A 23,012-nucleotide genomic window follows, 5' to 3' on the forward strand; every position below is an offset into this window, starting at 1 on the left:
GGTACTTTATCATCTCAAAAAACACTTTACTTGGTTTCTTGAATGCATAAAATACCAACCAACGCTGATCCACCTTACGCCGCTCGGGACGGACATGCATCTCAAGCTTCCACCCGGCAGTTGCGACTGCCACGTGCACCTGTTCGACCCGGAGCGCTTTCCGTATGCGCCTAAGCGCTCGTACACGCCAGGCACCGTCCGCGTCGCGGATTTGCTTGCGTTCGAGGAACGGCTGGGCATCGATCGAATCGTGCTTGTGCAGCCCAGCGTATACGGCACCGACAACGCCGCGATGTTGGCCGGCCTCCGCGAACTCGGGCCAGACCGGGCGAGAGGTGTCGCCGTCATCGACCCGAAGGCCGCAACCATCGGCGATTTGCGCGCGATGCACGATCAAGGCGTGCGCGGTATCCGTTTGAATCTCGCCGCCAACCTAGATCGCGATCACTCGGCCGCGCTCGAACAGCTAAGGCATGCAGCCGACGTTGTCGGCCAACTCGGATGGGCGATCCAGATCTACGCCGATGTCGACGTGGTGGCTTCGATGGCGCGAGGGATAGAGCAACTGAGCGTGCCGGTCGTCCTCGATCACTTCGCCGGCGCGCGAGCCGCGAATCAGCCCGGGCAACACGATGCATTCGACGCCGTCATTGCCCTCGTTCGTTCAGGGCGCACGTACGTCAAGCTTTCGGCGCCCTATCGCGCGTCGAAGCAAGCACCGGACTATGCCGACCTGGACCCGATCGCCGTTCGCCTGATCGAGGCTCGGCCCGATCGAATGGTCTGGGCATCGGACTGGCCTCATACCGGCAGCGCCGCGCAACGCAGCGGCGATCTTTCGCAGGTGGAGCCGTTCAGGAATATCGACGCGGCCTGCGCGCTCGATCGCTTGCAGACGTGGACAAAAGACGAGCCGCTGCGTCGCCGAATCCTCGTCGAGAACCCCATGAATTTGTACGGCTTCGCCGCACCGACTCGCTAACCCCGCCTCTCCATCAAAGGTAACTTCACATGTTCCGTACTTTGAATCCGGCCACCGAAGCCGTGGTGGCCACTTTCGATGCCGATTCGCCAGAACGTATCGAGCATGCCCTTGCCGATGCGCAGCACGCGCAGCGTCGCTGGGCGCTCGAACCGGTGCACGCGCGCGCGGCAGCCGTCGCGCGCATCGGCGACGTTCTTCTGCGCCGCAAGGCGGAGCTTGCGAACTTGATCACGTTGGAGATGGGCAAACCGATCGTCGAAGCCGAAGGCGAGATCGAAAAATCGGCATGGACGTGCAAGTTCTACGCTGAGCATGCGGCACAGTACCTGGCCGACGAAGCCGTTGGGAGCAACGCCAACGAGAGCTACATCGTCTACGACCCACTTGGTGTGGTGCTGGCGATCATGCCGTGGAACTACCCGGTGTGGCAGTTCATCCGCTTTGCCGCACCGGCCCTCTGCGCGGGCAACGGCGCGATCCTCAAGCACGCGGGCAACGTGCCGCAATGCGCGCTCGCGATCCACTCGGTGTTCGCCGAAGCCGGCGTGCCGGCGGGACTCGTGGCCTCGCTGCTGATCGAGCCCGCGAACGTCGCCGCCCTCATTGAAGATCCGCGTATCGCAGCCGTCACGCTGACCGGCTCGACCGCGGTCGGCAAACTGGTCGCATCGCAAGCCGGAAGCGCGATGAAGAAGCAGGTACTCGAGCTCGGCGGATCGGATCCGTTCATCGTGCTGGCCGACGCCGACATCGAAGCGGCCGCGAAAACCGCGGTCAAAGCACGCTTCTCGAACACCGGTCAAAGCTGCATCTCGTCGAAGCGCTTCATCGTCGACGAAGCCGTTGCGGATCGCTTCACCGAATTGTTTTGCGCCGGGGTCGCTCAGTTGAAGGTCGGCGACCCGACCGATCGCACGACCACGATCGGCCCGATGGCTCGCGCGAACCTGCGCGAAGAGCTACACGCGCAGGTCGAGCGCTCGGTCGCCGCCGGAGCAGTGTTGAAGGCCGGTGGACAGCCGCTGCCGGGCAAGGGCTTCTTCTATGCGCCGACCGTACTGGACCACGTCACGGGCGACATGGCCGCCGCTTGCGAAGAAACGTTCGGCCCCGTCGCCGCGATTCTGCGCGTGAAGGATATCGACTCGGCCATCGCGCTCGCCAACGCCACCGAATTCGGGCTCGGCGCCGCACTCTGGACCGGCGATCTCGTTCGCGCGAAGCAGCTCGTACGGCGCATCGAAGCCGGCGCCGTGTTCGTCAATGGCCTCGTCGCATCGGATGCCCGCCTGCCGTTCGGTGGAATCAAGCAATCGGGCTACGGCCGAGAACTCGGCGCCGTGGGCATTCGCGAATTCACCAACATCAAGACCGTATGGGTTGGCCCGGCTCGCTGAGCCAAGCCCCTCCCGCTCAATCGGAGTACATCATGACGATCAAGACCCCTTCCGGTGCCGTGTTGCTGCAGCCCGACAACCTGCCCGCCTACGATCGCGGAGGCGGCGCAAGCACCACGCCGCTCGTCGGCAAATCCGTCGGATCGGACAGCTTCATCACCGGCTATACCGCCTTCGCACCCGGCGTCGAAATCCCGTTTCACAGCCATAACTGCCAGGAAAGCGTCGTGCTCGTCGAAGGCGACGCGATGCTCGACATCGACGGGCTCGAGTACCGGTTGAAACCGCTCGACGCGACGTTCATTCCGCCCAACGTCCCGCATCGCTTCCGCAATCTGTCGCAGACGAACCCGATGAAGATCTTGTGGATCTACGCGCGCACCGACGCGACGCGCACGCTCGCGAGCAACGGCGACACCCGGCCCGTCTCCGCCGAACACCAAACTCCTTCGAACTGAAGAGCGAAACATCATGCGTATTCTTGTTTGCCCCGGCGACGGCATCGGTCCTGAAATCGTCGCAGCATCGGTCGACGTCCTTCGCCACGCCGATCAACTGTTCGATCTCGGCCTGCAATTCGACTTCGAAGACATCGGCTTCGCGAGCCTCGAAAAGTATGGGACGACCCTCCGGCCGGACGTGCTGGAGAAAGCCCCCAGCTACGACGGCCTGATTCTGGGCACTGTGTCGCACGCCGACTATCCGCCGCCGGACAAAGGCGGCCGCAACGTCTCCGCCGCGTTCCGCTGCGATCTCGATCTATACGCGAACGTGCGCCCGTCGCGCACTCGCCCGTTCCTCACGTCGAACCTGCGCGAAGGCAAGACGATGGACCTCGTCATCATGCGCGAGGCGACCGAGGGCTTCTATCCGGATCGCAACATGCATTTGGGCTGGGGCGAAATGATGCCTTCTCCCGACATGGCGCTATCCGTGCGCAAAATCACGCGTCACTGCAGCGAACGCATCGCACGCCGGGCATTCGAGCTGGCGATGAAGCGCAAGAAGAAGGTGACGGCGATCCACAAAGCGAACAGTTTCCACATGACCGACGGGCTCTTTCTCGAATGCGTCCGCAACGTCGCGAAGGACTTCCCGGAAGTGGAGCTGAACGATTTGCTGGTCGATGCCTCGACCGCGCACCTGGTCCGATCGCCCGAGCGCTTCGACGTGCTGGTGGCCAGCAATTTCTACGGAGACATTCTCAGCGATCTCGCAGCCGAGTTGTGCGGAAGCCTGGGGCTCGGCGGCTCGATGATGGCCGGTGACGACCTCTGCTGCGCGCAGGCTCAACATGGGTCGGCGCCCGACATCCAAAATCAGGACAAGGCCAACCCGACATCGATGATCTTGTCGGTGGGCATGTTGATGCGATGGATCGGCGAGCGTCGCGGCAAGCCGAGTTTTGTCGCAGCGGCGGACGCGATCGACGCCGCCGTCGATGCGGTTCTGTCCAATCCCGCAACGCGTACGGCCGATCTCGGCGGCACGATGGGCTGCAGTGCATTCGGCAAGCAAGTCGCGGACGCGGTCATCGCCGCTTAACCGCGCACCGCGGGGCGGGCGCCCGCCCCTTTAGCACCACGAAAACAATCCGGAGACACACATGCACTCCCAATCCGTACCGATGGACGGGGCGGCCGATCTTCAATCGAATCGGGCCGCGATCCGGCAGCGCGTGCTGCGCAAGAACGCATGGCGCCTGCTGCCCTTGTTGACGCTCGCGTTCATCTTCAACATGATCGATCGCACGACCGTCGGGTTCGCCGCGCTGACGATGAACCGCAGCATCGGGTTGACGCCTGCGCAGTTCGGTTGGGGTGCCGGTGTTCTGTTTGCCGGATATTGCCTGTTCGAAATTCCGAGCAACCTTGCGCTATATCGATTCGGTGCGCGCCGTTGGCTTGCACGCATCATGATCACTTGGGGCATTGCCGCAACGGCGACAGCGCTCGTCCAGGGGCCAACGAGCTTTTACCTTCTTCGGCTATTGCTCGGCATCGCCGAAGCAGGCTTCTTTCCAGGCGTCACGTTTTATCTTGCATGCTGGTTCCCCGCGCAATATCGCGTGCGCGTGCTTGCTTTCTTCACGCTCGGTGTGCCGCTCGCATCGATCGTCGGCGGTCCGTTTTCGGCGGCCTTGCTCGGCCTGAACGGTCTCGCCGGCTTGCAGGGGTGGCAGTGGATGTTCATCGTCCAGGGCCTGCCTGCCGTTTTGGTCGGATTCGCCGTGCTCGCTTGGCTGCGCGATACGCCGGAGGATGCCCATTGGTTGACCCAGGAAGAGCGCGGCGAACTGATCGCGATGCTGCGGGAAGAGCCCAAAGCGCAGCCTAAGAAAGCGCTCTTCTCCGCGCTGAAGGATGGCCGCGTGCTGCTGCTGGCGGCGATTCAGTTCGGCTTCGTGCTCGGCTCGTACGGTGTGGGCATCTGGCTACCCATCATCCTCAAATCGCACGGCTTCACCTTATTCTCGGTCGGAATGCTGTCGACGATTCCGTATATCGCGGCGGTTTTCGGCATGCTGATCTGGGCACGCGCCGTCGATCGGAGCGGCCGCAACGTCTTCCACCTCGCTAGCGCATGCTTGCTTGGCGCGATCGGCATGGTCATCTCCGCGGTCGCGCATGGAATCGCGATGGAGATGGTCGGCCTCAGTCTCGCGGTGCTGGCGGTCAGTTCTGCGCGGGGGATCTTTTGGACGATTCCGACTCAGTTTCTTACCGGCATAGCGGCAGCGGGAGGATTGGCCTTCATCAATTCGATCGGCACGCTCGGCGGGTTCGCCGGTCCATATCTCGTCGGTGTCCTGAAGCAGGCCACCGGAACGTTCTCCGCGGGCATATGGGCAATGGCAGCGGTTCTGGTTGCCTCCGCCGTGTTGACTTCGACCATCCCGCTGCTGCTCAAGAAAGCTCGCTAGATCGAGCTAGGTCGCTATGGCACCATAGCGACCTCAAATGGGGCATTTTTCATGCGCATTCCGCCATTCTTCGAATTCTAAATTCGGCGGCTTTTCAGCGAGCGGCCCTTGAGCGTCTTGCTCACACCTCGCACCTTTTCGGCGCCGCCTCACGCCCAGTCAAGCAAACGAAAGGTCTCGTCAAGAGGTTCGTATGCTGAAGCCGGCCTGCGGATCGCCCCCATGATGCCGGCGGCCCGCTCGCCGAGCGAAATGGAATGATGTACGGATTGACTGTGTGGTCATCCCCGCGCAGTATTTGCTGCGAACCGGTCCGAAACCGAATTGAACGGCGCTTCGGCGAGTCGGGCCACAGCAGGAGCTGTCACATTTTCCAGCCAAGCCATTCCTCGAAATTTGCGGGTTTCCGCACACCTGGCACATGGCGGCTTGCCGATCGGCCGCCGCATCGAGGCTGCCGGCATCCGCGCGAGTTGGCACGCTCATTGCATTAGATAACTCCAAAATATTCGATTACTCGCAAGGAGACACCCCAATGAACTCATCCCTCAGAGATGGGTAACGGATCTGGGCAAACGCCCCGGACGTCGATCATCCATTCCTTTCCGCTTCCCTATTCAGAAGAACTGGGCCACGCGCGCCGGCTTCGTGCCGTGACGTGCCGTGGGTCGGTGTTGTTTCATCACGCTCCTGAGGAGACCTCGATGCACGCCAGTCGTACCCGCAAAACGCTCGCTACCCTGAAAACCGCCGCCGCGGCCGTGGCTTGCGCCCTCGCCAGCTTCGGCGCACATGCCGCAACGGCGCCCGCGCAAATCACGATCGGTACGCTCTATGCGAGCACCGGCCCGTTCGCCGTCGCGTCCCAAGGGCAATACGAAGGCTTGAAGTTCTGGGCCGACGACGTCAACAAGCAAGGCGGCGTGCTCGTCAAAGCGTTCGGCAAGAAGATTCCGGTGAAGATCGTCGCCTATGACGATCAAAGCTCGACGTCGACCGCGACGACGCTCTACAACCAGCTCATCACGCAAGACAAGGTCGACGTGCTCGTCGCCGATTTCGGCTCCGTGCTGACGTCGGTCGCCGTGCCGCTCGCGGCCGAGCATCATCTTCTGCTGATCGACCCGACCGGCTCCGGCGCGAACTTCTTCACGCAGAAGACCGACTATCTCGCCGACGTCAGCATTCCTTCGTCGACGGTCTGGCCGATTCCGCTCGCTAACTTCCTGAAGCAGCAGCAGATCAAGCGCGTCGCGATCGTCTACGGCGCGAACGACTTCGACGCATCGCAAGCCGAGACGATGAAGGCGGAACTCGGTAAGGGCGGTATCACGCCCGTCTACTACCACAGCGTCCCGACGACGGAATCGAACTACAGCGTGCTCCTGCACACGGTGAAGGCCGCCAACCCGCAAGCCGTGCTCGAGTTCGGCTATGCGCCGAACGACATCGCGTTCCTGCGCGCGCTGTCGCAAAGCGGCTTGCACTTCGACATGACCTTCACGATCTTCCCGGGCCAACTGCTGCAGTTGCTCACGAAGAACGTCGGCGTCGACGCGCTCGCCTACACGTACACGTATCCGACGCCGCCGCTCGTGAAGTACGACAAGGTGAGCTACGGGATGAACACCGAGCAGTTCTCGACGGCGTTCCAAGCGGCACTGCACAAGGATCCGACCTTCCTCGACTCGGCGGGCTACAACACCGGCCTCGTCATGCAGAAGATGCTCGGCGATGCGCCGGCATTCACGCAAACGGACTTCCATCAGGCACTGATGGACATGTCGGGCAAGACGACCACGCTGCTCGGCGCGTTCCAGATCAACGCCAACGGCGCGCAGCTCGGCCAGCCGTTCCCGGTCGCGCAGATGGTGCCGGACGGCAACAAAGGCCTGAAGTTCGTTGTCGTGTATCCGCAAGAGCATGCCACGGGCAAGCCGGTGTTCCCGGCACCGCAGCACTGATCGCCGACCCCATCGCTTCATCAGGAATCGGGAATCAGTAATTAGGACGCAGCCGGTGCCCGCGACGGCGCCGGCCGCCTCCTCCTCGCTTGCGAAGGGACAAACGTGGAACTTCTCGCATATGCCGTTCTAGGCGGCATTCTGTACGGCATCTTCTTCACGCTGGTGGGCTTGGGGCTGAACCTCGTGTTCGGCGTCATGCGCATCATCAATCTCGCGCATGGGCAGTTCATCGTGCTCGGCGGATATGTAGCCTGGCTCGCCGTCGATCGCTTCGGGCTCAATCCGCTGTGGGCCGTGCCGCTCTCGGTGGCCGGCGCCATTGTGGTCGGCTGGCCGCTGTATCGTGCGGTCGTCCCGCGGCTGCAGCGCAGCGACGACCCCGAAATGCTCTCGTTCATCCTGTTCTTCGGCATCGGCCAAATGCTCGAAGCACTAACGGTGCTGTGGTTCGGCGCGGATCAGCGCTCGCTGCCCGAGGATGCGCTCGGCGGCGGCAACCTCGGCCTCTTCGGCCAGCAGTTTCCGGACAGCTGGTGGTGGGCCGCGGGCGTCAGCATCGCCGCATTGGTTGTGCTGTGGCTTTACTTTTCGCGCACGCGCCTCGGCTATGCGACGCGCGCCGTGATGGCCAATCAGGAAGAGGCCATCGCAACCGGCATCGACGTGCGCCGCGTCTCGACGATCGCGTTCGTCGCCGGTCTCGCGCTCGCCGGCATCGCCGGCGTCTTCGTCCCGTATCTGCTCGGATCGGTCTCGCCCGACCTCGGCGACAGCCTCACCACCACCGCCTTCGCGATCGTCATCATCGGCTCGCTCGGCAATCCGCTCGGCACGATCGCCGGCGGCCTCGTGTTCGGGCTCGGCACGATGCTGATGCAAACCTACTACTCGTCGTGGTCGAACGTGGTGCCCTACGCGCTGCTCTTGATCATCGTGCTCATTCGCCCCTCAGGCTTGCTCGGAAAGGCGGTGCGTCTTGCTTAATCCCACTGTGACCGAAACCCGCCCGCCCGCGCCGCGCCGCATGCGCGCGGGCGCCATCCTGCTCGCGGTGCTCGCCGCGGTCTTTCTCGTCGCGCCGCACCTGTACGGCAACCAGTCGCTGCTGTTCACGATGATGGCTTTCATCGTCCTGGCACAGGGACTCAACCTGCTGTACGGGTTCACGGGCTACTTGCCGTTCGGCTACGTGGGCTTTTTCGGCAGCGGCGCCTATGCAACATCGCTGCTCGTCATGCACACCCACCTGCCGGTGCTCGCCTGCGTCGTGGGCGGCGGTCTCGCGGCCGCGCTGATCGGGCTCGTGCTCGGGCCGCTGCTGCGTCTGTCGGGCGCCTACTTCTCGATTGCGAATCTCGCGGCGTCGCAGATCATCTACTTCGTCGTGTCGAACCCGAATCTCGCCAGCATCACGGGCGGCCCGTACGGTCTCAAGATCGAACAGGTCTACAACCCGCAAGCGAGCTACTACTGCATGCTCGCCGTGCTGCTGATCGCCTGTGCGCTCGCCGCCTACTTCCGCACGTCGGGCTTCGGCATGGCCCTGCGCGCCGTCAAGCAGGATCCGGTGAGCGCGGCGATGGCGGGCATCGACGTCGTGCGCATGCGTCTGGCCGCATGGCTCGTCTCCGCGTTCGTCGCGGGATTGGCAGGCGGCGTCTACGCATGGGGCATCTCGGTGTTCTATCCGGACGCGGTGTTCACGCTGCAGTTCTCCGTGTTCGCCATCGTGTTCGCGCTGTTCGGCGGCGTCGGCACGGTCATCGGGCCGATCGTCGGCGCGTCGCTGCTCTACACGCTGTACTCGGTGATCGGCATCTCGACACCGCAGTACTTCCAGTTCATCTATGGCGGCTTGATCGTGCTGCTCGTGCTCTTTCTGCCGGGCGGTCTCCTGTCGCTGCTGCAACGCCGGGGGATCCATGTCTTCTGAACTGCTTCAACTCGCCGGCATCCACAAGCACTTCGGCGCGCAAGTCGTCCTGAACGACGTGAACTTCCGCGTCGCCCCGGGCGAGATCGTCGGCCTCGTCGGCCCGAACGGTTCGGGCAAGACGACCACGATCAACGTGATCTCCGGGCTCTTGCAGGCCGACCACGGCACGATCGATTTCATGGGGCACAAGATCAACCGTCTGCCGATGCATCGGCGCGCGCATCTCGGCATCAACCGCACGTTCCAGGTGCCGAAGGTGTTCCGCGACATGACCGTGCGCGAGAACATCGAAGTCGCCGCGCGCAGCGTGCGGCTCGATCCGCGGGAGATCGAGCCGATCCTCGAGGACATCGGCTTGGCCGGCCTGGCGTCGCGCGTCGCCGGGGCATTGACGGTAAATCAGCAGAAGCTGCTCGATCTCGGGCGGGCGCTCGCGACGCGGCCCAAGCTGCTGCTCGTCGACGAGATCGGTGCCGGGCTCAACCCGGCCGAGTTGAACGTGATTGCCGAGCTGCTCGAAAAACTGTCGGCGCGCGGCATCGCGATGATCGTGGTCGAGCACCTGCTCGATTTTCTCAACCGCATCACCGAGCGCGTGATTGTGCTCGGCGCAGGGCGCATGCTGTTCGAGGGCTCGCTCGAGACCGCCTCGCGCGACCCCGAAGTGATTGCGGCATTCATTGGAGTGGCCTGATGACGGCATCCCTGGTAATCGAAGGCGTGGAAGCCGGCTACGGTGCCATGCAAGTTCTGTGGGGCGTCGACATGCAGGTCGATCCCGGGCAGACCGTGCTGCTGCTCGGCGCGAACAGCGCGGGCAAGACGACGTTGCTGCGCACGCTGATCGGGCTGTTGCCTTGCCGCGGCGGGCGCATCACGCTCGACGACGAGCGCATCGACATGATGCGGCCTGATCAGCGGATCCGCCGCGGAATCGCATTCATGTCGGAACTCGGCGTGTTCCCGACGCTGTCGATCGACGAGAACATCGCGCTCGGCGGCTACTTCATGTCCGAGGCCAAGATTCGGCAGCGCAAGGAAGTGCTGTTCGGCCTCTTTCCCGCGCTGGCGGAAAAAAGGCGCGCCGCGGCGGCGAGCTTGTCCGGCGGGCAACGCAAGATGCTCGGGATTGCGAAGGTGTTGATCTCCGAACCGCGCCTGCTGCTGATGGACGAGCCCTCCTCGGGGCTCGCGCCCGTGTTCGTCAAGAACGTCATCGACGCGCTGCGCACGGCGATCGGCGATGGGACGTCGCTGTTGATCGCCGAGCAGAACATCGCGTTTCTCGATTTGGCGGACCGAGGGTATCTGCTCGACCACGGCAAGGTGCGTGTATCAGGCACACGCCAGGAACTCGAGGCGAGCGACGCCGTGCGCGAGACTTACTTCGGGCTGTGACGACGGAGCGATAGGCGGAGATGCCGGAGCGGCGGCAGGTGAAGCACAGCCGCTCCGGCTTTACGCACTAGAAATGAAAACCGAGATTGCCCGGCGTCCGGAAGCTATTCAGAAACTGGAACCGTGCGGTCCCTACCTCCGCTTGCTGCTGCAACGGCGTAGCCAGGCCCATCACCGTGCCGCCCGCGCCGGTATAGGCCGGCCAACCCGGCAACCCCGCTCCGTTCGGATTGCCGGTTTTCGCGAAGTTCGTCCAGTACGACGACATGGCATTCGACAGCGCAACGTCCGTTGCGTCGGGCGCGCCATGGCCGTTCGGCACCAGATTGCCGAACACGTATGGAACTTCCGAAACGTGGATCGGCAGCGGATTGTAGGCGGACGTCTGGCTGAAGTAATAGGAATAGACGGGCTGGTGCCCGCTTTTCAACTGCAGGTTCGCCATTTGCCAGGTCTGCGATGCGATCACCAGATCCCCGCTGAGCAACACCTGAGACTGCTTGGCCTGTGCGTCGCTGGCGGCCGGATAGAGCTGCAAGAAGCGGTCGATGTTCGAAGCGCCGAATGCGTTGGTCGCCGCGGAAATGAAGTCGCTCGCCGAATCGCCGGGTATGCCGGACGTTGCGGCGAAGATCGTGCCTTCATCGGCGTTTTGACCTTCGAGCAGCGGCACGGCGCGCTGCAGCCCCTGAGCGAAGCGGCTTTCAGGGTCTGCGGGCAGCACGAAGCCATCGACGCTCGGACTATACGCAGGCTCGGTCGGATCGGCCATGACCTGCGCCGCCGACATAGCGCGAAGCGAGGCGATCGTCTGCGGCCCCGATGCCGCGCCGAGCTGCGCGCCGACCTGCACGGCCGCGGCATGGCTCGCCATCACGCCTTTAGGCGTTTCCCAAAACGCACCGCTTTCTGCGATCGCCTTCGAGAAGAGTCCCGCCGTCATCGGAGAAGCCATCAAGATGCCGACGGCGTGAGCGCCCGCCGATTCGCCGAACACGGTCACGTTGCCGGGATCGCCGCCGAATGCGGTCGCGTTTGCCTTGACCCATCGCAACGCCGCGATCATGTCCTCGATGCCGTACATGCCGGACGAATGACCGGGTGCCTCCCGGTCGAGATCGGTTCTAGCGAGAAAGCCGAGTACGCCGAGCCTGTAATTGACCGAGACGACGACGACGCCTTTCGCCGCGAGATTTTCGCCTTCCCAACGCGGGTCGCCGGAGGTCCCGAACTGAAAGCCGCCGCCGTGCAGCCAGACCATCACCGGGAGACGCGCACCCGGCCCCTTCGCTGCGGTCCACACATTGACGGTCAGGCAATCCTCGCTCGCCTGGCTGTTGTCCACCGGCCCAAACGCCGTTCCTTGCCAACAGGTATGCCCGTACTGCGTCGCATCGCGCACGCCCGTCCACGGCTGAACCGGCTGCGGTTCGCGCCAGCGAAGCGGCCCCACCGGCGGAGCGGCATAGGGAATGCCCTTGTAGCTCGCAACGCCCGATGCATCCGGTGCGTTGCCCATGATTTCGCCGGACTGAGTCATCGCGATGCTACCGGTACCGGCACTCGCCGCTAATGCAGACATCGATCCTGCCAACGCGGATAAAGCGACGCCCGCGGCCAACCACCGCTTTGCGCTATGTCTTCTCATGATCTAGTTTGTCCCAGTTGAAGGAATGAGGAACTGCCCCACTTCACCATCCGCCTAGAAGCTGTGGCGAAGGCCCACCATCAAACCCAGTTGACCCGCGCCCGCTGCCGGCGTCGCGCCCGGTCCGCCTTGGCTCAAGGTGTATTTCGCCTTGGCGCTGTTGAAGAGATACGCGGTCTGCAGGTAGACCGATGTCGCCTTGGAGAGCAAATAGGTGCCGCGCAGCGTGGCGATCGTGCCGCGCGTGTCCTGTTCCGAGTCGATGGTCCGATATGCGCCGCCGTCCACGATCGCGGCCGGCGTAACGAAGTAGCTGGCGGTGAGGTACCAGGTGTTCGTGCGCACGTCGGGCACGCCGGGCGACATGGTTTCGACGTGACGGCCGAGCCACCCTCCGCCCACCTTGAATGCGCCGAGCTTGTAGTAGCCGTTGAGCTGCATCCGCACATCCTTGTCGCCGCTCGACGTCAGAGGAAACGGCGCGGCCCCGTTAAAGATGTTGGCCGCTGCACCGGGCCCGCCGCGCTGTTCGTCGTAGGCGCTCGCCATGCCGAAGTTGGCGGCGTCGTAACGCAGCATGACCGACCACTGCCGGCAAGCCTCGGCGTTGCCCGGCAGCGAGCCCGCGCAGGTCCCCTGCCCCGGCGAGTTGCCGGTGCCGGCCGAATCGCGGCCGAACGACCAGGTCGCGCCGGCCGTGAATCCGTCGAACGTGCCCTTGTAGGCGATCGTGTTGTCGCTGCGCGAGTTGGGCACATAAGCGTCGAACGAGCCGACACCGCCATAGATGTCGGGGCCGAGGATGTCCGAGTCGACGATCGCCCACAACGTCATCGTGTATTGACGGCCGAACGTCAGCGCACCGTATGGACTCGACAATCCCACCCACGCCTGGCGCCCGAAAAGGCGTCCGCCCTGGTTGATGTCGCCGGCGCGCGTGTTGAAGCCGTTTTCGAGCGTGAAGATCGTCGCGAGGCCGCCACCCAGATCTTCCTTGCCGCGCAATCCCCAGCGCGAAGGCATCGAACCCGTCAGGCCCGGCATGCGCACGACTCGGTCTCCCGCTGCGTCGGCATGCGTCACCATCTCGATGCCGGTATCCAAGATCCCGTACAAGGTAACGCTGCTTTGCGCCGATGCAACGCCCAGATGCATGCCGGCGGCAACACCGGCCAACGTCAACAAACGAAACTTCATGTCTCCATTCCCCTTCATTTTTATGGATGAACGATTAGGTGATTAGCGAGCCGCCGAAACGCGCGCATCGCTATTTCCACGCGGATAGATAAAGCCGGCGACGACCATCGCCGCGCCGGCGATCACTACCGGCACCGCGAATGCGATGAATGCGGGTTGGACGGCGCCGAACAGCGCGAGAACGGCGCCGCCCGTCATCGAACCGAAGATCGAACCGATACGGCCGACACCCAATGCCCAACTGACGCCGGTTGCGCGAGCCGCAGTGGCATAGAAGCCGGCCACCAGCACGTTTGCCGCGGTCTGTGCACCGGACAGTCCATATCCGGCGACGAAAACCGACCAATAAATCAGCGACGGCATGTGGATCGACATGCCGATCGCAGCGACGGCAGCCGCGGCAATCGCGTAAGAACCGGCGAGCACGAGAAACGGGTTGAGGCGGTCCATCAGCCGGGCGTTGACCAGCGAACCGATCGTGCCGCCGAGGGGCATCATGGCGCCCACCCGCGCGGCGTGGACGGGGTCGATGCCGGCGCCGGTCACGATGAGCGGCAGCCAACTACTGATTTGGTACCAGACCCAGAGCGTGCAGAAGAACGCAAGCCAAAGCAGCACCGTGCCGGCGCGATACTTCGCGCTGAACAGCATCGCGACCACACGCTCGCGCTGCGCTGCCGGGACGCTCCCCGCCTCGGACCGGCCGTCGTGCAAGAGTTCGTGCGCCGCGTCGCCAAGACGCTTCGTGACCCGCTGGGCCTCATCTGCGTAACGCGGCTTGCCGGCCATGAAGCGCAGCGATTCGGGCAGCCAAAGCCAAATGCACGGCACCAGCACGAGCGGAAACAGGCCGCCGAACGCAAAGACGCCCTGCCAGCCGAACAACGGAATCAACACCGATGCCACCGCGCCGCCGAAGGCAAGGCCGAGCGTGAAGCCGCAAAACATCAATGTCACGAGCAGAGAACGGTTACGCGGCGGAGCGAATTCCGACGACAGCGTGATGGCATTCGGCATCGCACCGCCGAGTCCCGCGCCGGTCAAAAAGCGCAGCGCGATCAGCCATCCCAGCGACGGCGCCGCTGTGCAAGCGAGACTGCCGATGCCGAACAGCGCCAGCGACAGGACGATCACGCGCTTGCGGCCGATCCGGTCCGCAAGCGGGCCGAATACGAAGCTGCCGACCGTGAGACCGAAAAGACCGGCGGCAAAAATGGGCCCCAACGCCGCCGGCGTCAGCGACCACACCTTCTTCAAGAGCGGCGCGACGTAGCTGACGCACGCGACGTCGAAACCGTCGGCCGCCACGACGAGGAAGCAAAGCACAAGTGTGACGATCTGGATTGCCGCGAGCCGATTGGGCTGGGCGCGCGCGGCGACGTGCGCCTTCGCATCTGCATGCATGAATGTCTCCGATGCTTGTTATGAGGTGGGTCGTTCTACGCAGCGAGTGGCGGTGGTCGTACCGTGGAGCTGCTGTGCACCGAAGATATGGCGCGGGCGTCTATAAATCCATGCAATACGATTCATATCGATAATGAATTCGGTGCATTCATTCCATGCCCGGCGGCGACGCCTTTTGCGGATCCGGCTATGGGTAAGGGCCGCGGCGTGTCATTGGCCGAACATCGGCACGCGCGACGCGCCTCACGGCGCCGCACGTCCTGGGGAAACTCCCGATGACGCTCCGGCAACGGTCTTTACGTTTATTTGCTTACGCGAAGGGAGGCTTGCGCTGGATGCAGCGATAGCTGCGCGATGCATTCGATCTTGCGATCGAACGCATCGCGCAGCAGTACGTGTGGGAGAGAGAGAAAGAGAAGCGTTGCGTCGCCGTCGAACGTCCGGTTATTCCGAGCGTCCTTTGACCTTGAACTCGGAGCAGGTGCTGCGCACCCTTTCCACTTGCGCGTCGAGCGAGTGGGCCGCCGCCGCAGCCTGCTCGACCAGCGCGGCGTTCTGCTGCGTGACTTCGTCCATCTGAGTGACGGCGCACGCAACCTGCTCGATGCCTTGGCTCTGCCGTTGGGAAGCATGAGCAATCTCGCTCACGATCGCCGCGACCCGCGCGATCGATTGCTTGACCCGATCGATCGTTTCTCCGGCGTCGGCGACTTGCGATGCGCCTTGCCGCACCGTGGCGCTCGACTGCTCGATCAATGCCTTGATGTCCTTCGCGGCCGCCGACGAGCGCTGAGCAAGACTGCGGACCTCGCTCGCGACCACGGCGAAGCCGCGCCCGAGTTCGCCCGCGCGGGCGGCTTCGACCGCCGCATTCAGTGCAAGGATATTCGTCTGAAACGCGATCCCGTCGATGATGCCGGTGATCTCGGAGATCGTGCTCGATTCCCCGCTGATCTTCTCGATCGTGCGCACCATGCCTTGCACCGCTTCATTGCCGGCCTCGGCGATCGACGCGGCGCTCTCCGCGAGGCCGCTTGCCTGACGAGCATTGTCGCTGTTGCGGCGCACGATCTCCGTCAACTCGGCCATCTGCGCCGACGTCTGCTCGAGCGACGCGGCCTGCATTTCGGTGCGCGACGACAAATCGCTATTTCCAGCTGCGATCTCGCGTGCAGCCGTACCGACATGCTCCATCGAATCGCGCACGGTCACCACGGTATGCTCGAGTCGGTCCATGAATCGATCGAACCAGACCGCCCCTCGGCCGAACTCATCCATGCGGCGCGCCGCGGAGCGTTTGGTGAGATCGAGCGATTCCGACAGATACTGGAAGCCGCGACTCTGACGACCGAGTCCGTCGGCAACGATGCTCGCGAGACGAAAATAGCTGTAGATCAAGATCGCTACGCTGCTCAGCAGGAGCGGGGGAACGAACCAGCGAAAATATGCCGTATTGGCGTCCGCACCCTGATTGAACCGCAACATGAAGACCGAAGCTGCGGCGAGCGTCAGCAACGCCGGCACACCGAATGCGATGCGCAGCCGAACTTTGATGCTCGGTACGAATCGACTCATGCGTCGAGCCACCGAAGCGCCTCTGCTTTCATTTCCTTCTCAAGCTCGCTGCCGCGCGTCGCGAACACGCGCTTCACCGGAAAACCGCTCTTCTCGAGCACGTATCCCAGCGCCGCGTACTCCGATGGGTACTTCGCCGCGACACCATGCTCGATATCCACGAGCCCTGCGGGAAACGTGAACGACCCCATGTCGTAAATGCTCTGCCGCTTGACGAGCTTCCAGACGCCATCGCGGCGCTCGATCTTGTCGAAAAACCGGTTATGCACCATGCAGCCCAGCCCCAGATCCGCGTTATCGCCGACGATGACGGCGTTGGTTTCGACGAGCGCCTTGTCTTCTCGGCATGTGACGACGGGTGTGCCGATCAGGTGCTTCGTCTTGAGAGACGACGCGCCCATACGCATGGAGCCATCGACGAAATCGGCAAACCGCCCCTCGAACCACGTGACCTCGATCTCCCCGTCCGGATGAAACAAATCTCGAAGCTTGTCCCATTCGCCCAGATCCCGATGGATCCAGCCCGTGATGAGATCGGCAATTTGAATACGATCTTCCACCTGCATCGACATAAAAAGATTCCTTCTGGGGACCCTGGGTCCCTCCATAACAAAAACCGGCTCCCGCACCGTTTTCACTCGACGATCGGTCGCCGCAAACCGTCCCGGCGCCCCGTCGAGAAGCCATCCGGATGAACGCGGAAAATTTCATGTGTGCGAAGTTATACCCCGTCCCGGTATAAGTCTATACAATGATTTTCATACGCAATATGAATGGAATTCATGACATGGAACAACCGGATTTGAACGCCTTGTATGTCATCGAAGCGCTCGATGCCGAACGCAGCGTGTCGCGCGCGGCCGATCGCCTTGGCCTGACGCAACCCGCGGTCAGCCATGCGCTCGGACGTTTGCGCGAGACGTTCCAGGACGATCTGTTCGTGCGGGCGGGTTCGGTCATGGCCCCGACGCCGGTCGGGGAGAAGGTCATCGAAGGCACGCACCGCGCGCTCGCCATCGCCAGGCAGGAGATCTGGCAGGTAAAGTCTTTCGAGGCCGCGACCACGACCCGAACGTTCACCGTGTGCCTCAGCGATATGGGTGTGATCGTCCTGCTGCCGAAGCTGCTTGCCGCGCTTCACAAGGCGGCGCCTAATGCAACGCTGCGGCCGCTTCAGGTCCCGTCGATGGAGCTGGCCTCGGCGCTACAGGACGGCGACGTCGACCTCGCCATAGGCTATCTAGGACGGCTAGGAGAAAATCTCCATCAGCAGTCGCTGTTTACGCGGCCGCTTGTGGGAATCATTCGGGGCGGCAAAGCGCGCAAGACCGTCAAGATGTCGCCTGAACGCTTCATGGAAAGCCGGCACGTCGTGTCGTCCACGTTGGCGCTGACCAATCGATTGCTCGAGAAGGAATTGAGGCGGCATGGAAAGAAACTCAAGGTCGGCGTGGACGTGCCATACATCCTCGCGGTGCCCGGCCTCGTCGCCAATTCCGACTACATCGCAATCGTTCCGGAAGAGCTGGCCGCCCTCTTTTCTCGGCTCGCCGCGGTCGATGTCTTTCCGTTGCCATTGCCGCTGGAAGACGTCACCGTGCAACAGTTTTGGCATGCCCGGTACCACAACGACGCGGGTCATCGATGGTTCCGGGCGCTCGTCGCGGAAACGCTACGCCAGTAGTCGGCGGCCGGGGCCTGCCCGGCCGCCGACTCTGCCGGGCCGCGGTTAGGCTCGGGCTTCCACCCTCTGCACATGTGCCGCGCCGCCATCGGTCTCTTCGGCGAGCGCAAGCCGCGACGCGAGCGCATGGACGAGTCTCGGCAAATCGGTCAGCGCCCCGACCGCGCCGAACACGTAGTAATCGGGGCGCACGATCATCGCAGCCGCTCCGTGCTCCGCCATGAAGGCTCGGTATTTCCCGCTCGCATCGAGCAGAACGCGGCCGGCAACGGCTTGGCTCTCGTCGCACGTCACGCCAACCGTTTGCGCCCCAATCCGCGCAAGCAGCGCGCGGGAAGAAGCATCGAGATATCGCTCGGGATCGGCATCGAGCGCGATCACGTGGAAACCGTTGGGGATCGCATCGTCGTAGCGCATGACCTCGCCGTCGTTCTCGATCTGCCCATGAACGCTGAGCAAACCGCCGATTCCCCCGCTCGCCGAGTTCTGAGCGGTTTCGATCAGGCCGTCGGTCAATCCCGGGAACGGCGGCAGCGGCGGCACGCTGCCCGACAGGTACGCCTGATCGCGCCGGGCCGCTTCCTCGGCGTTCGAGGTGCAGACAACTTTCCCCATTGCAATCGACGCATCGATCACGGCGCGAACTTGAGGACGCCGCTCGGGCGTATAGCCGTCGAGCAGATCCGGCGAGGCGATGCCCTTGAAGATCAGATCGAAGCGCCAAATGAGATTCCATACGTCACGCAGCCCCGAGCACATGCCTTGACCCATGAACGGCGGCATCTGATGCGCGGCGTCGCCGGCGAGCAATACCCGTCCTTCGCGCCATTTTTCAGCGAGCAGGGAGCGGAACGTGTACAGCGCATAGCGCACGAGCGTCGCCTGGTCGGGGGTGACCCACTTGGACAGCAGCTCCCATACTTTCTCGGGCTTTTGCATTTCCTCCCGCGTTTCGTGCGGCAGGCGCATGAATTCCCAACGGCGATAGCCGGGTCCACCCGGCACCATGGTCGTAGGACGCGCCGGGTTGCACCACTGGCCGATATCGGGCACATCGAGCTTCACGCCCTCGTGCGGTTTCAGGTCGATGACGAGCCAATCTTCCTGGAAGCCAAGATCCTCGAATGCGATCCCCATCGCCTTGCGCACGAAGCTATTGGCGCCATCGGCACCGACGACATAGCGGGCGCGTACCGTGCGTGTCTCGCCGGACGAAACCCACACGCCGTTCTCCATTTCGCTACGTTTGAGCGTGACCTCGCAATAGTCGGGAAGCTCGCGCAACTGAATCGCTTCCCAGCCCTGATTGACGGAAACGCTGCCCAGCGACTTGGCTTTCCGGTCCAACAGGGCTTCGAGCGAAGGCTGATTGAACAAGTAACCGACCGGGCCATCGCTGATCGACTCGGCCGACCAGTCGATTTCGACGAGCGTCTTCCAGTCGGCGTTGAACCACTGATAGCGCGCCGAGGGCTGCGAAATCGCGGCGACCTCCCCGCCGATTCCCATCGCGTGGAAGACTCGGCGAATCTCGTGGTCGTGGAATACGGCGCGCGGCAGCGGATACAACGAGGGCCAGCGCTCGAACACGGCGACGTCGTAGCCGCGCTCTCCCAGCAAAATGGACAGCGATTGCCCGACGGGGCCGTAGCCGATGACGACGACATCGAAAATAGTCTGGTCTCTCATTTGAGTCCGCCTGCGAAAGTGCGAGTTGCGCCCTGGCGCCGCGAAACGGCAGCCATCCAGTGCGTAACGGGTAAGGAAAGGGATCAGCGTCGCGGCGTCATATCCGCGGCTTCGGTTGGCGCTTCGGTGTTATGAATGAAATTTCCGGGAACGGGCGGCCCCCAGAGATACAAAGAATCTTCCGGTGCGAAATCGCCCGCCGGCCACGGATGACCGGGCGACACGAAATCGATGTCCGCGGAGTATTCGCAGAAGGAACCCCAAGGATCCTCGACGTAGTGAAAATAGTTCGAGCCGAGTACGTGACGGCCCGTGCCCCATCCTTTCGTGTAGCCGGCCGCGGACATCTGCGACGCGCCCTCGCCGACCTTGTTGACGTCGTCTACGTCCCACGCCGAATGGTGCCAGCCGCGCGCGGCGCTTTTCGCGAAGGCAACCAGATGGTGATCGCTGCCATGAGGCGCATGCGTGAATGCAATGATGTCCCTCGACCGGTCGGACAGACGCAGGCCCAACGCCTTGCAGTAAAAGTCTAGGGCGCGAGGCACATCGGGCGTAAAGAGCAGCACGTGCGACAAACGACGCGGTCGCACCGTTTTCGATTCCGCCCGCGTGTGCGAGCCGCGCTCGTCCGCCGCGCCGCCGGTCACCACGGATTGACGCTTGGAAGACGGGCTGGTCTTCGGGCCGATTTTGACCTGAATGAGATTGCCGTCCGGATCGGAAAACCAAAACCCTTCGGGATCGGGTACCGGCCCGCTTTGAATCGCGCCGCCGGCGCTGGCGATTTGCTCGCGCAACGCGCCGAAATCCGCTTCGAAGCAATTGAAGCTCAACCACGCGAGACACTTCGTCGAGGACGGCAGAATGCGGGCCCAGCGGTGACCGTCGCCTGCCGCGAGCTCCAGCTCTTGTGCGTTCGCACCCGCCCGCGAAACGTCTAATCCAAACGCACGAAAGAATTTCTCCGCATCGGCGATCGAGGGGACGTTGAGCGCAAAGTGATCGATCGAATGAACACTCGCGCCCGCTGAAGCGGTTGCCGAGTTAAACATCATCGTCTCCATCCATATGTCGGCGGGCCAGTCGTGAATCCGGCCCGCGGTTATCGTTTCGATCAGCCGGCGGCCTCGTCCGCGATGACGTTCCTCAGCGTGCCGATCTTCTCGACGCTGACTTCGCACACATCGCCGGCTTTCATCAAAAGCTTCGGGCTGCGCGCCCACCCGATACCCGAAGGCGTGCCGGAGACGATGACATCCGCCGCTTCGAGCGTGATCGCTTCACTGATGATGCTGATGAGGCTCTGCACGTCGAACACCATTTCGTCCGTGCTCGCCGATTGGACGACTTCTCCGTTGAGCCGGGTTTCGAGCCGCAAGCCCTTTACGCCGGGCGGAAGCTCGTCGGCCGTCACCAAGTCCGGACCGAACGCGCCCGTGCCGTCGAAGTTTTTTCCGACCGTCCATTGCGGCGTCTTGAACTGGTATTCGCGCACGGACCCATCGTTGAAAATCGAATAACCCGCTACGTGCGATAGCGCGTCGGCCTTGCTGATGTGACGACCGCCCTTGCCGATGACCACCGCGATCTCGCCCTCGTAGTCGAGCCCCTCCGAATCCGCGACGCGCGGACGAATCATCGGTTGCTCATGCGCGACGAGGCTCGTCGCGACACGGAAAAACAACGTCGGGTAGTCGGGCTGCTCGTATTTGCTTTCGGACGTGTGGTCCGCGAAGTTCAGTCCGACGCAGATGATTTTCGGAGGGCGCTGCAGCGGCGGCAACAACTTCAAGTCGCTCGCCAAAAGACGCTCCTGCGCGGCTTGAGCGTTGACGTATTCGGCGAGATCGACGCCGCGGGCCAGCAAAGCCTCCAGCGATTCTCGGCCGATGACACGCACGTGCGCTCCGTCGCGCACGCCAAGCGTCGCCTTGCCATACCATTCGAAACTGACCAGCCGCATTGCATCTCCCTTGCCGTTAACAAACAGGCCCGAACGCTCTCGAGCAGATTTGACATATTTGTCAATTCTGAATTCTAGTCGATTTGATAAAATCGTCAACTAGAAGGGAGATAGGGCAAACCCGCACGTGGCGGTAGCGCACGTTGCGATTGAAATGGGCACCGCACGATTGAACGAGATGAAAGATCAGCCAGAGAACTACCAGAGCCGCGTCGGCGCCTTGCGCCGCGAAAAGACCCGCAACCGCCTGCTCGAAAGCGCGCTGGCCGTGTTTGCCGAAAAGGGCCCCGATGCCCCCATGATCGACGACTTCATCGCCGCCGCCGGGGTCGCGCGGGGCACCTTCTATAACTATTTCAGGACCACGGGGGAGTTGCTGTCGGCCGTTGCGGGCGAGACGAGCGATGAAGTCTTGGCCGTGATCGATCCCCTGGTTCAGCAAGTGGACGATCCTGCTCACCGTGTGGTGGTCGGCTCGCGGCTGTATATGGGGATGGCGAAGCGCTATCCGCTCTGGGGCGCGTTCATCACGCGCGTCGGCACGCGGCGCGGCTCCCGGGGCCGTCTTCTGGACGAATACCTGACGCGCGACCTGCAAACGGCGATCGAATCGGGCCGGTTCCGAGTGGGTCACCTGACGGTGGCGCGCGACGTTGCGCTCGGCTCGATCGTCTATGGCATCGAAACGCTGCTTTCCGGCGAGGCGCCAGAGGATTACGCGGAACAATCGATGTATGCGCTATTGCAGGCGTTCGGGCTCGACGAGGAAGAAGCGCGCGCCATTGCGTGGGCGCCGATCGCCGAATGTCCGGAGCCCCAAGGGCTTATTTTTCAACGGGTTCGACGCCAGAGCGAGGCCGACGCGCCCCCTGCCGATCCGCTCGCCTAGCTGCGATCGAATCGAACGCGTGCCTCGCCGTTTTCTTCATCGGCCTCGATGAGAATCGCCGCTGAGGCTGACGCAACTTCATCGAAGGCCGAAGACTCGAGACAGACAACCGGCACCTTGAGGCCGTATACCTCGGCCGCAACGATCGCGCCGATGGGGTTGATGCCCATTCACGAGGCTGGAGCGTCGACTGGGGAGTCCGGGTCCGCAAACGCGTTTCGAGCGTTTTCCGCATTACGTGATCGATGGATCCGCGGGGACGTCGAATCAGGACGCGACCTATAAATGCCGCAGGCCGCTCGCTACCATCGACAAAACGTCTATTGAAGCTATAGCGACCGGCCGCTCCGAACC

At 63.0% G+C, this 23,012-nt stretch carries 21 protein-coding genes; 12 read left to right on the top strand and 9 right to left on the bottom strand.

The genetic code is table 11. The features are described 5' to 3' along the window. Positions 1 to 94: 94 nt before the first annotated feature. The 10 genes from DWV00_RS02225 (at position 95) to DWV00_RS02270 (ending at position 10,606) form a co-directional block, all read left to right on the top strand. Entirely contained in the window at positions 95 to 982 is an 888-nt protein-coding gene (locus DWV00_RS02225; protein ID WP_181885321.1) for an amidohydrolase family protein, read from the top strand. A gap of 29 nt (positions 983 to 1,011) precedes the next feature. Then, positions 1,012 to 2,382 (top strand): NAD-dependent succinate-semialdehyde dehydrogenase, encoded by a 1,371-nt coding sequence (locus tag DWV00_RS02230; protein ID WP_115531880.1) that lies wholly within the window; start codon positions 1,012 to 1,014, stop codon positions 2,380 to 2,382. 32 nt (positions 2,383 to 2,414) lie between these two features. Further along, complete coding sequence (locus DWV00_RS02235; protein WP_115532232.1) at positions 2,415 to 2,840, top strand: cupin domain-containing protein; 426 nt, start codon at positions 2,415 to 2,417, stop codon at positions 2,838 to 2,840. Between the two features lie 13 nt (positions 2,841 to 2,853). Next, positions 2,854 to 3,927, top strand: coding sequence for an isocitrate/isopropylmalate dehydrogenase family protein (locus tag DWV00_RS02240; protein ID WP_115531881.1), 1,074 nt, complete (start codon positions 2,854 to 2,856; stop codon positions 3,925 to 3,927). A 61-nt stretch (positions 3,928 to 3,988) separates the two neighbouring features. Further along, entirely contained in the window at positions 3,989 to 5,305 is a 1,317-nt protein-coding gene (locus DWV00_RS02245; protein ID WP_245964680.1) for an MFS transporter, read from the top strand. Between the two features lie 704 nt (positions 5,306 to 6,009). Then, the gene (locus DWV00_RS02250; RefSeq protein WP_115531883.1) at positions 6,010 to 7,269 is read left to right on the top strand and encodes an amino acid ABC transporter substrate-binding protein; all 1,260 of its coding nucleotides are present in this window, start codon (positions 6,010 to 6,012) and stop codon (positions 7,267 to 7,269) included. 105 nt (positions 7,270 to 7,374) lie between these two features. Then, on the top strand, positions 7,375 to 8,256 hold the full coding sequence (locus DWV00_RS02255; protein ID WP_115531884.1) for a branched-chain amino acid ABC transporter permease: 882 nt from the start codon (positions 7,375 to 7,377) through the stop codon (positions 8,254 to 8,256). Then, positions 8,249 to 9,205, top strand: coding sequence for a branched-chain amino acid ABC transporter permease (locus DWV00_RS02260; RefSeq protein ID WP_245964681.1), 957 nt, complete (start codon positions 8,249 to 8,251; stop codon positions 9,203 to 9,205). Before DWV00_RS02255 ends, DWV00_RS02260 begins: the two co-directional genes overlap by 8 nt. After that, positions 9,195 to 9,902 (top strand): ABC transporter ATP-binding protein, encoded by a 708-nt coding sequence (locus DWV00_RS02265; RefSeq protein ID WP_115531886.1) that lies wholly within the window; start codon positions 9,195 to 9,197, stop codon positions 9,900 to 9,902. The genes DWV00_RS02260 and DWV00_RS02265 overlap by 11 nt, the downstream gene beginning before the upstream one ends. Beyond that, complete coding sequence (locus DWV00_RS02270; protein ID WP_115531887.1) at positions 9,902 to 10,606, top strand: ABC transporter ATP-binding protein; 705 nt, start codon at positions 9,902 to 9,904, stop codon at positions 10,604 to 10,606. The genes DWV00_RS02265 and DWV00_RS02270 overlap by 1 nt, the downstream gene beginning before the upstream one ends. Positions 10,607 to 10,673: 67 nt before the next feature. Here the strand turns inward: DWV00_RS02270 and DWV00_RS02275 are convergent, their stop codons facing one another. The 5 genes from DWV00_RS02275 to DWV00_RS02295 all read right to left on the bottom strand — a co-directional run bounded on the left by DWV00_RS02275 (position 10,674) and on the right by DWV00_RS02295 (position 17,002). Further along, a complete protein-coding gene (locus tag DWV00_RS02275) occupies positions 10,674 to 12,188 on the bottom strand; it encodes a carboxylesterase/lipase family protein (protein WP_115531888.1) in 1,515 nt (504 codons plus the stop codon). 120 nt (positions 12,189 to 12,308) lie between these two features. Further along, positions 12,309 to 13,451 (bottom strand): porin, encoded by a 1,143-nt coding sequence (locus DWV00_RS02280; RefSeq protein ID WP_115531889.1) that lies wholly within the window; start codon positions 13,449 to 13,451, stop codon positions 12,309 to 12,311. A 42-nt stretch (positions 13,452 to 13,493) separates the two neighbouring features. Continuing rightward, the gene (locus tag DWV00_RS02285; protein ID WP_115531890.1) at positions 13,494 to 14,855 is read right to left on the bottom strand and encodes an MFS transporter; all 1,362 of its coding nucleotides are present in this window, start codon (positions 14,853 to 14,855) and stop codon (positions 13,494 to 13,496) included. A gap of 444 nt (positions 14,856 to 15,299) precedes the next feature. Beyond that, the gene (locus tag DWV00_RS02290; RefSeq protein WP_115531891.1) at positions 15,300 to 16,430 is read right to left on the bottom strand and encodes a methyl-accepting chemotaxis protein; all 1,131 of its coding nucleotides are present in this window, start codon (positions 16,428 to 16,430) and stop codon (positions 15,300 to 15,302) included. Further along, positions 16,427 to 17,002 (bottom strand): nuclear transport factor 2 family protein, encoded by a 576-nt coding sequence (locus tag DWV00_RS02295; RefSeq protein WP_115531892.1) that lies wholly within the window; start codon positions 17,000 to 17,002, stop codon positions 16,427 to 16,429. Before DWV00_RS02295 ends, DWV00_RS02290 begins: the two co-directional genes overlap by 4 nt. 215 nt (positions 17,003 to 17,217) lie before the next feature. On the opposite strand from DWV00_RS02295, the gene DWV00_RS02300 reads away from it, so the two are divergent. Further along, positions 17,218 to 18,114, top strand: a complete 897-nt coding sequence (locus DWV00_RS02300) for a LysR family transcriptional regulator (protein ID WP_115531893.1) — start codon at positions 17,218 to 17,220, stop codon at positions 18,112 to 18,114. A 45-nt stretch (positions 18,115 to 18,159) separates the two neighbouring features. Here the strand turns inward: DWV00_RS02300 and mhpA are convergent, their stop codons facing one another. The 3 genes from mhpA to DWV00_RS02315 all read right to left on the bottom strand — a co-directional run bounded on the left by mhpA (position 18,160) and on the right by DWV00_RS02315 (position 21,769). Then, entirely contained in the window at positions 18,160 to 19,803 is a 1,644-nt protein-coding gene (gene mhpA, locus DWV00_RS02305; RefSeq protein ID WP_115531894.1) for a bifunctional 3-(3-hydroxy-phenyl)propionate/3-hydroxycinnamic acid hydroxylase MhpA, read from the bottom strand. Between the two features lie 83 nt (positions 19,804 to 19,886). Beyond that, positions 19,887 to 20,861, bottom strand: coding sequence for a VOC family protein (locus DWV00_RS02310; protein WP_115532233.1), 975 nt, complete (start codon positions 20,859 to 20,861; stop codon positions 19,887 to 19,889). Positions 20,862 to 20,920: 59 nt separating this feature from the next. Continuing rightward, on the bottom strand, positions 20,921 to 21,769 hold the full coding sequence (locus tag DWV00_RS02315) for a fumarylacetoacetate hydrolase family protein (RefSeq protein ID WP_115531895.1): 849 nt from the start codon (positions 21,767 to 21,769) through the stop codon (positions 20,921 to 20,923). Between the two features lie 178 nt (positions 21,770 to 21,947). On the opposite strand from DWV00_RS02315, the gene DWV00_RS02320 reads away from it, so the two are divergent. Next, positions 21,948 to 22,658 (top strand): TetR/AcrR family transcriptional regulator, encoded by a 711-nt coding sequence (locus DWV00_RS02320; RefSeq protein ID WP_115532234.1) that lies wholly within the window; start codon positions 21,948 to 21,950, stop codon positions 22,656 to 22,658. Here DWV00_RS02320 and DWV00_RS33880 read toward each other — a convergent pair. Then, positions 22,655 to 22,828 carry a hypothetical protein gene (locus DWV00_RS33880; protein ID WP_181885322.1) on the bottom strand — a complete coding sequence of 58 codons (174 nt, stop codon included), beginning with the start codon at positions 22,826 to 22,828 and terminating at the stop codon, positions 22,655 to 22,657. The two genes, DWV00_RS02320 and DWV00_RS33880, sit on opposite strands and share 4 nt — an antisense overlap. Between the last annotated feature and the right edge of the window lie 184 nt (positions 22,829 to 23,012).

The organism is Trinickia dinghuensis, assembly GCF_003367175.1.
Classification (GTDB): Bacteria; Pseudomonadota; Gammaproteobacteria; order Burkholderiales; family Burkholderiaceae; genus Trinickia; species Trinickia dinghuensis.

Bases quoted from the DNA above. Each gene is read 5' to 3' on its own strand.
- DWV00_RS02225 (WP_181885321.1), top strand. From the start codon at position 95: ATGCATCTCAAGCTTCCACCCGGCAGTTGCGACTGCCACGTGCACCTG.
- DWV00_RS02230 (WP_115531880.1), top strand. From the start codon at position 1,012: ATGTTCCGTACTTTGAATCCGGCCACCGAAGCCGTGGTGGCCACTTTC.
- DWV00_RS02235 (WP_115532232.1), top strand. From the start codon at position 2,415: ATGACGATCAAGACCCCTTCCGGTGCCGTGTTGCTGCAGCCCGACAAC.
- DWV00_RS02240 (WP_115531881.1), top strand. From the start codon at position 2,854: ATGCGTATTCTTGTTTGCCCCGGCGACGGCATCGGTCCTGAAATCGTC.
- DWV00_RS02245 (WP_245964680.1), top strand. From the start codon at position 3,989: ATGCACTCCCAATCCGTACCGATGGACGGGGCGGCCGATCTTCAATCG.
- DWV00_RS02250 (WP_115531883.1), top strand. From the start codon at position 6,010: ATGCACGCCAGTCGTACCCGCAAAACGCTCGCTACCCTGAAAACCGCC.
- DWV00_RS02265 (WP_115531886.1), top strand. From the start codon at position 9,195: ATGTCTTCTGAACTGCTTCAACTCGCCGGCATCCACAAGCACTTCGGC.
- DWV00_RS02270 (WP_115531887.1), top strand. From the start codon at position 9,902: ATGACGGCATCCCTGGTAATCGAAGGCGTGGAAGCCGGCTACGGTGCC.
- DWV00_RS02275 (WP_115531888.1), bottom strand. From the start codon at position 12,188: ATGTCTGCATTAGCGGCGAGTGCCGGTACCGGTAGCATCGCGATGACT.
- DWV00_RS02280 (WP_115531889.1), bottom strand. From the start codon at position 13,451: ATGAAGTTTCGTTTGTTGACGTTGGCCGGTGTTGCCGCCGGCATGCAT.
- DWV00_RS02285 (WP_115531890.1), bottom strand. From the start codon at position 14,855: ATGCATGCAGATGCGAAGGCGCACGTCGCCGCGCGCGCCCAGCCCAAT.
- DWV00_RS02290 (WP_115531891.1), bottom strand. From the start codon at position 16,430: ATGAGTCGATTCGTACCGAGCATCAAAGTTCGGCTGCGCATCGCATTC.
- DWV00_RS02295 (WP_115531892.1), bottom strand. From the start codon at position 17,002: ATGTCGATGCAGGTGGAAGATCGTATTCAAATTGCCGATCTCATCACG.
- DWV00_RS02300 (WP_115531893.1), top strand. From the start codon at position 17,218: ATGGAACAACCGGATTTGAACGCCTTGTATGTCATCGAAGCGCTCGAT.
- mhpA (WP_115531894.1), bottom strand. From the start codon at position 19,803: ATGAGAGACCAGACTATTTTCGATGTCGTCGTCATCGGCTACGGCCCC.
- DWV00_RS02310 (WP_115532233.1), bottom strand. From the start codon at position 20,861: ATGATGTTTAACTCGGCAACCGCTTCAGCGGGCGCGAGTGTTCATTCG.
- DWV00_RS02315 (WP_115531895.1), bottom strand. From the start codon at position 21,769: ATGCGGCTGGTCAGTTTCGAATGGTATGGCAAGGCGACGCTTGGCGTG.
- DWV00_RS02320 (WP_115532234.1), top strand. From the start codon at position 21,948: ATGAAAGATCAGCCAGAGAACTACCAGAGCCGCGTCGGCGCCTTGCGC.
- DWV00_RS33880 (WP_181885322.1), bottom strand. From the start codon at position 22,828: ATGGGCATCAACCCCATCGGCGCGATCGTTGCGGCCGAGGTATACGGC.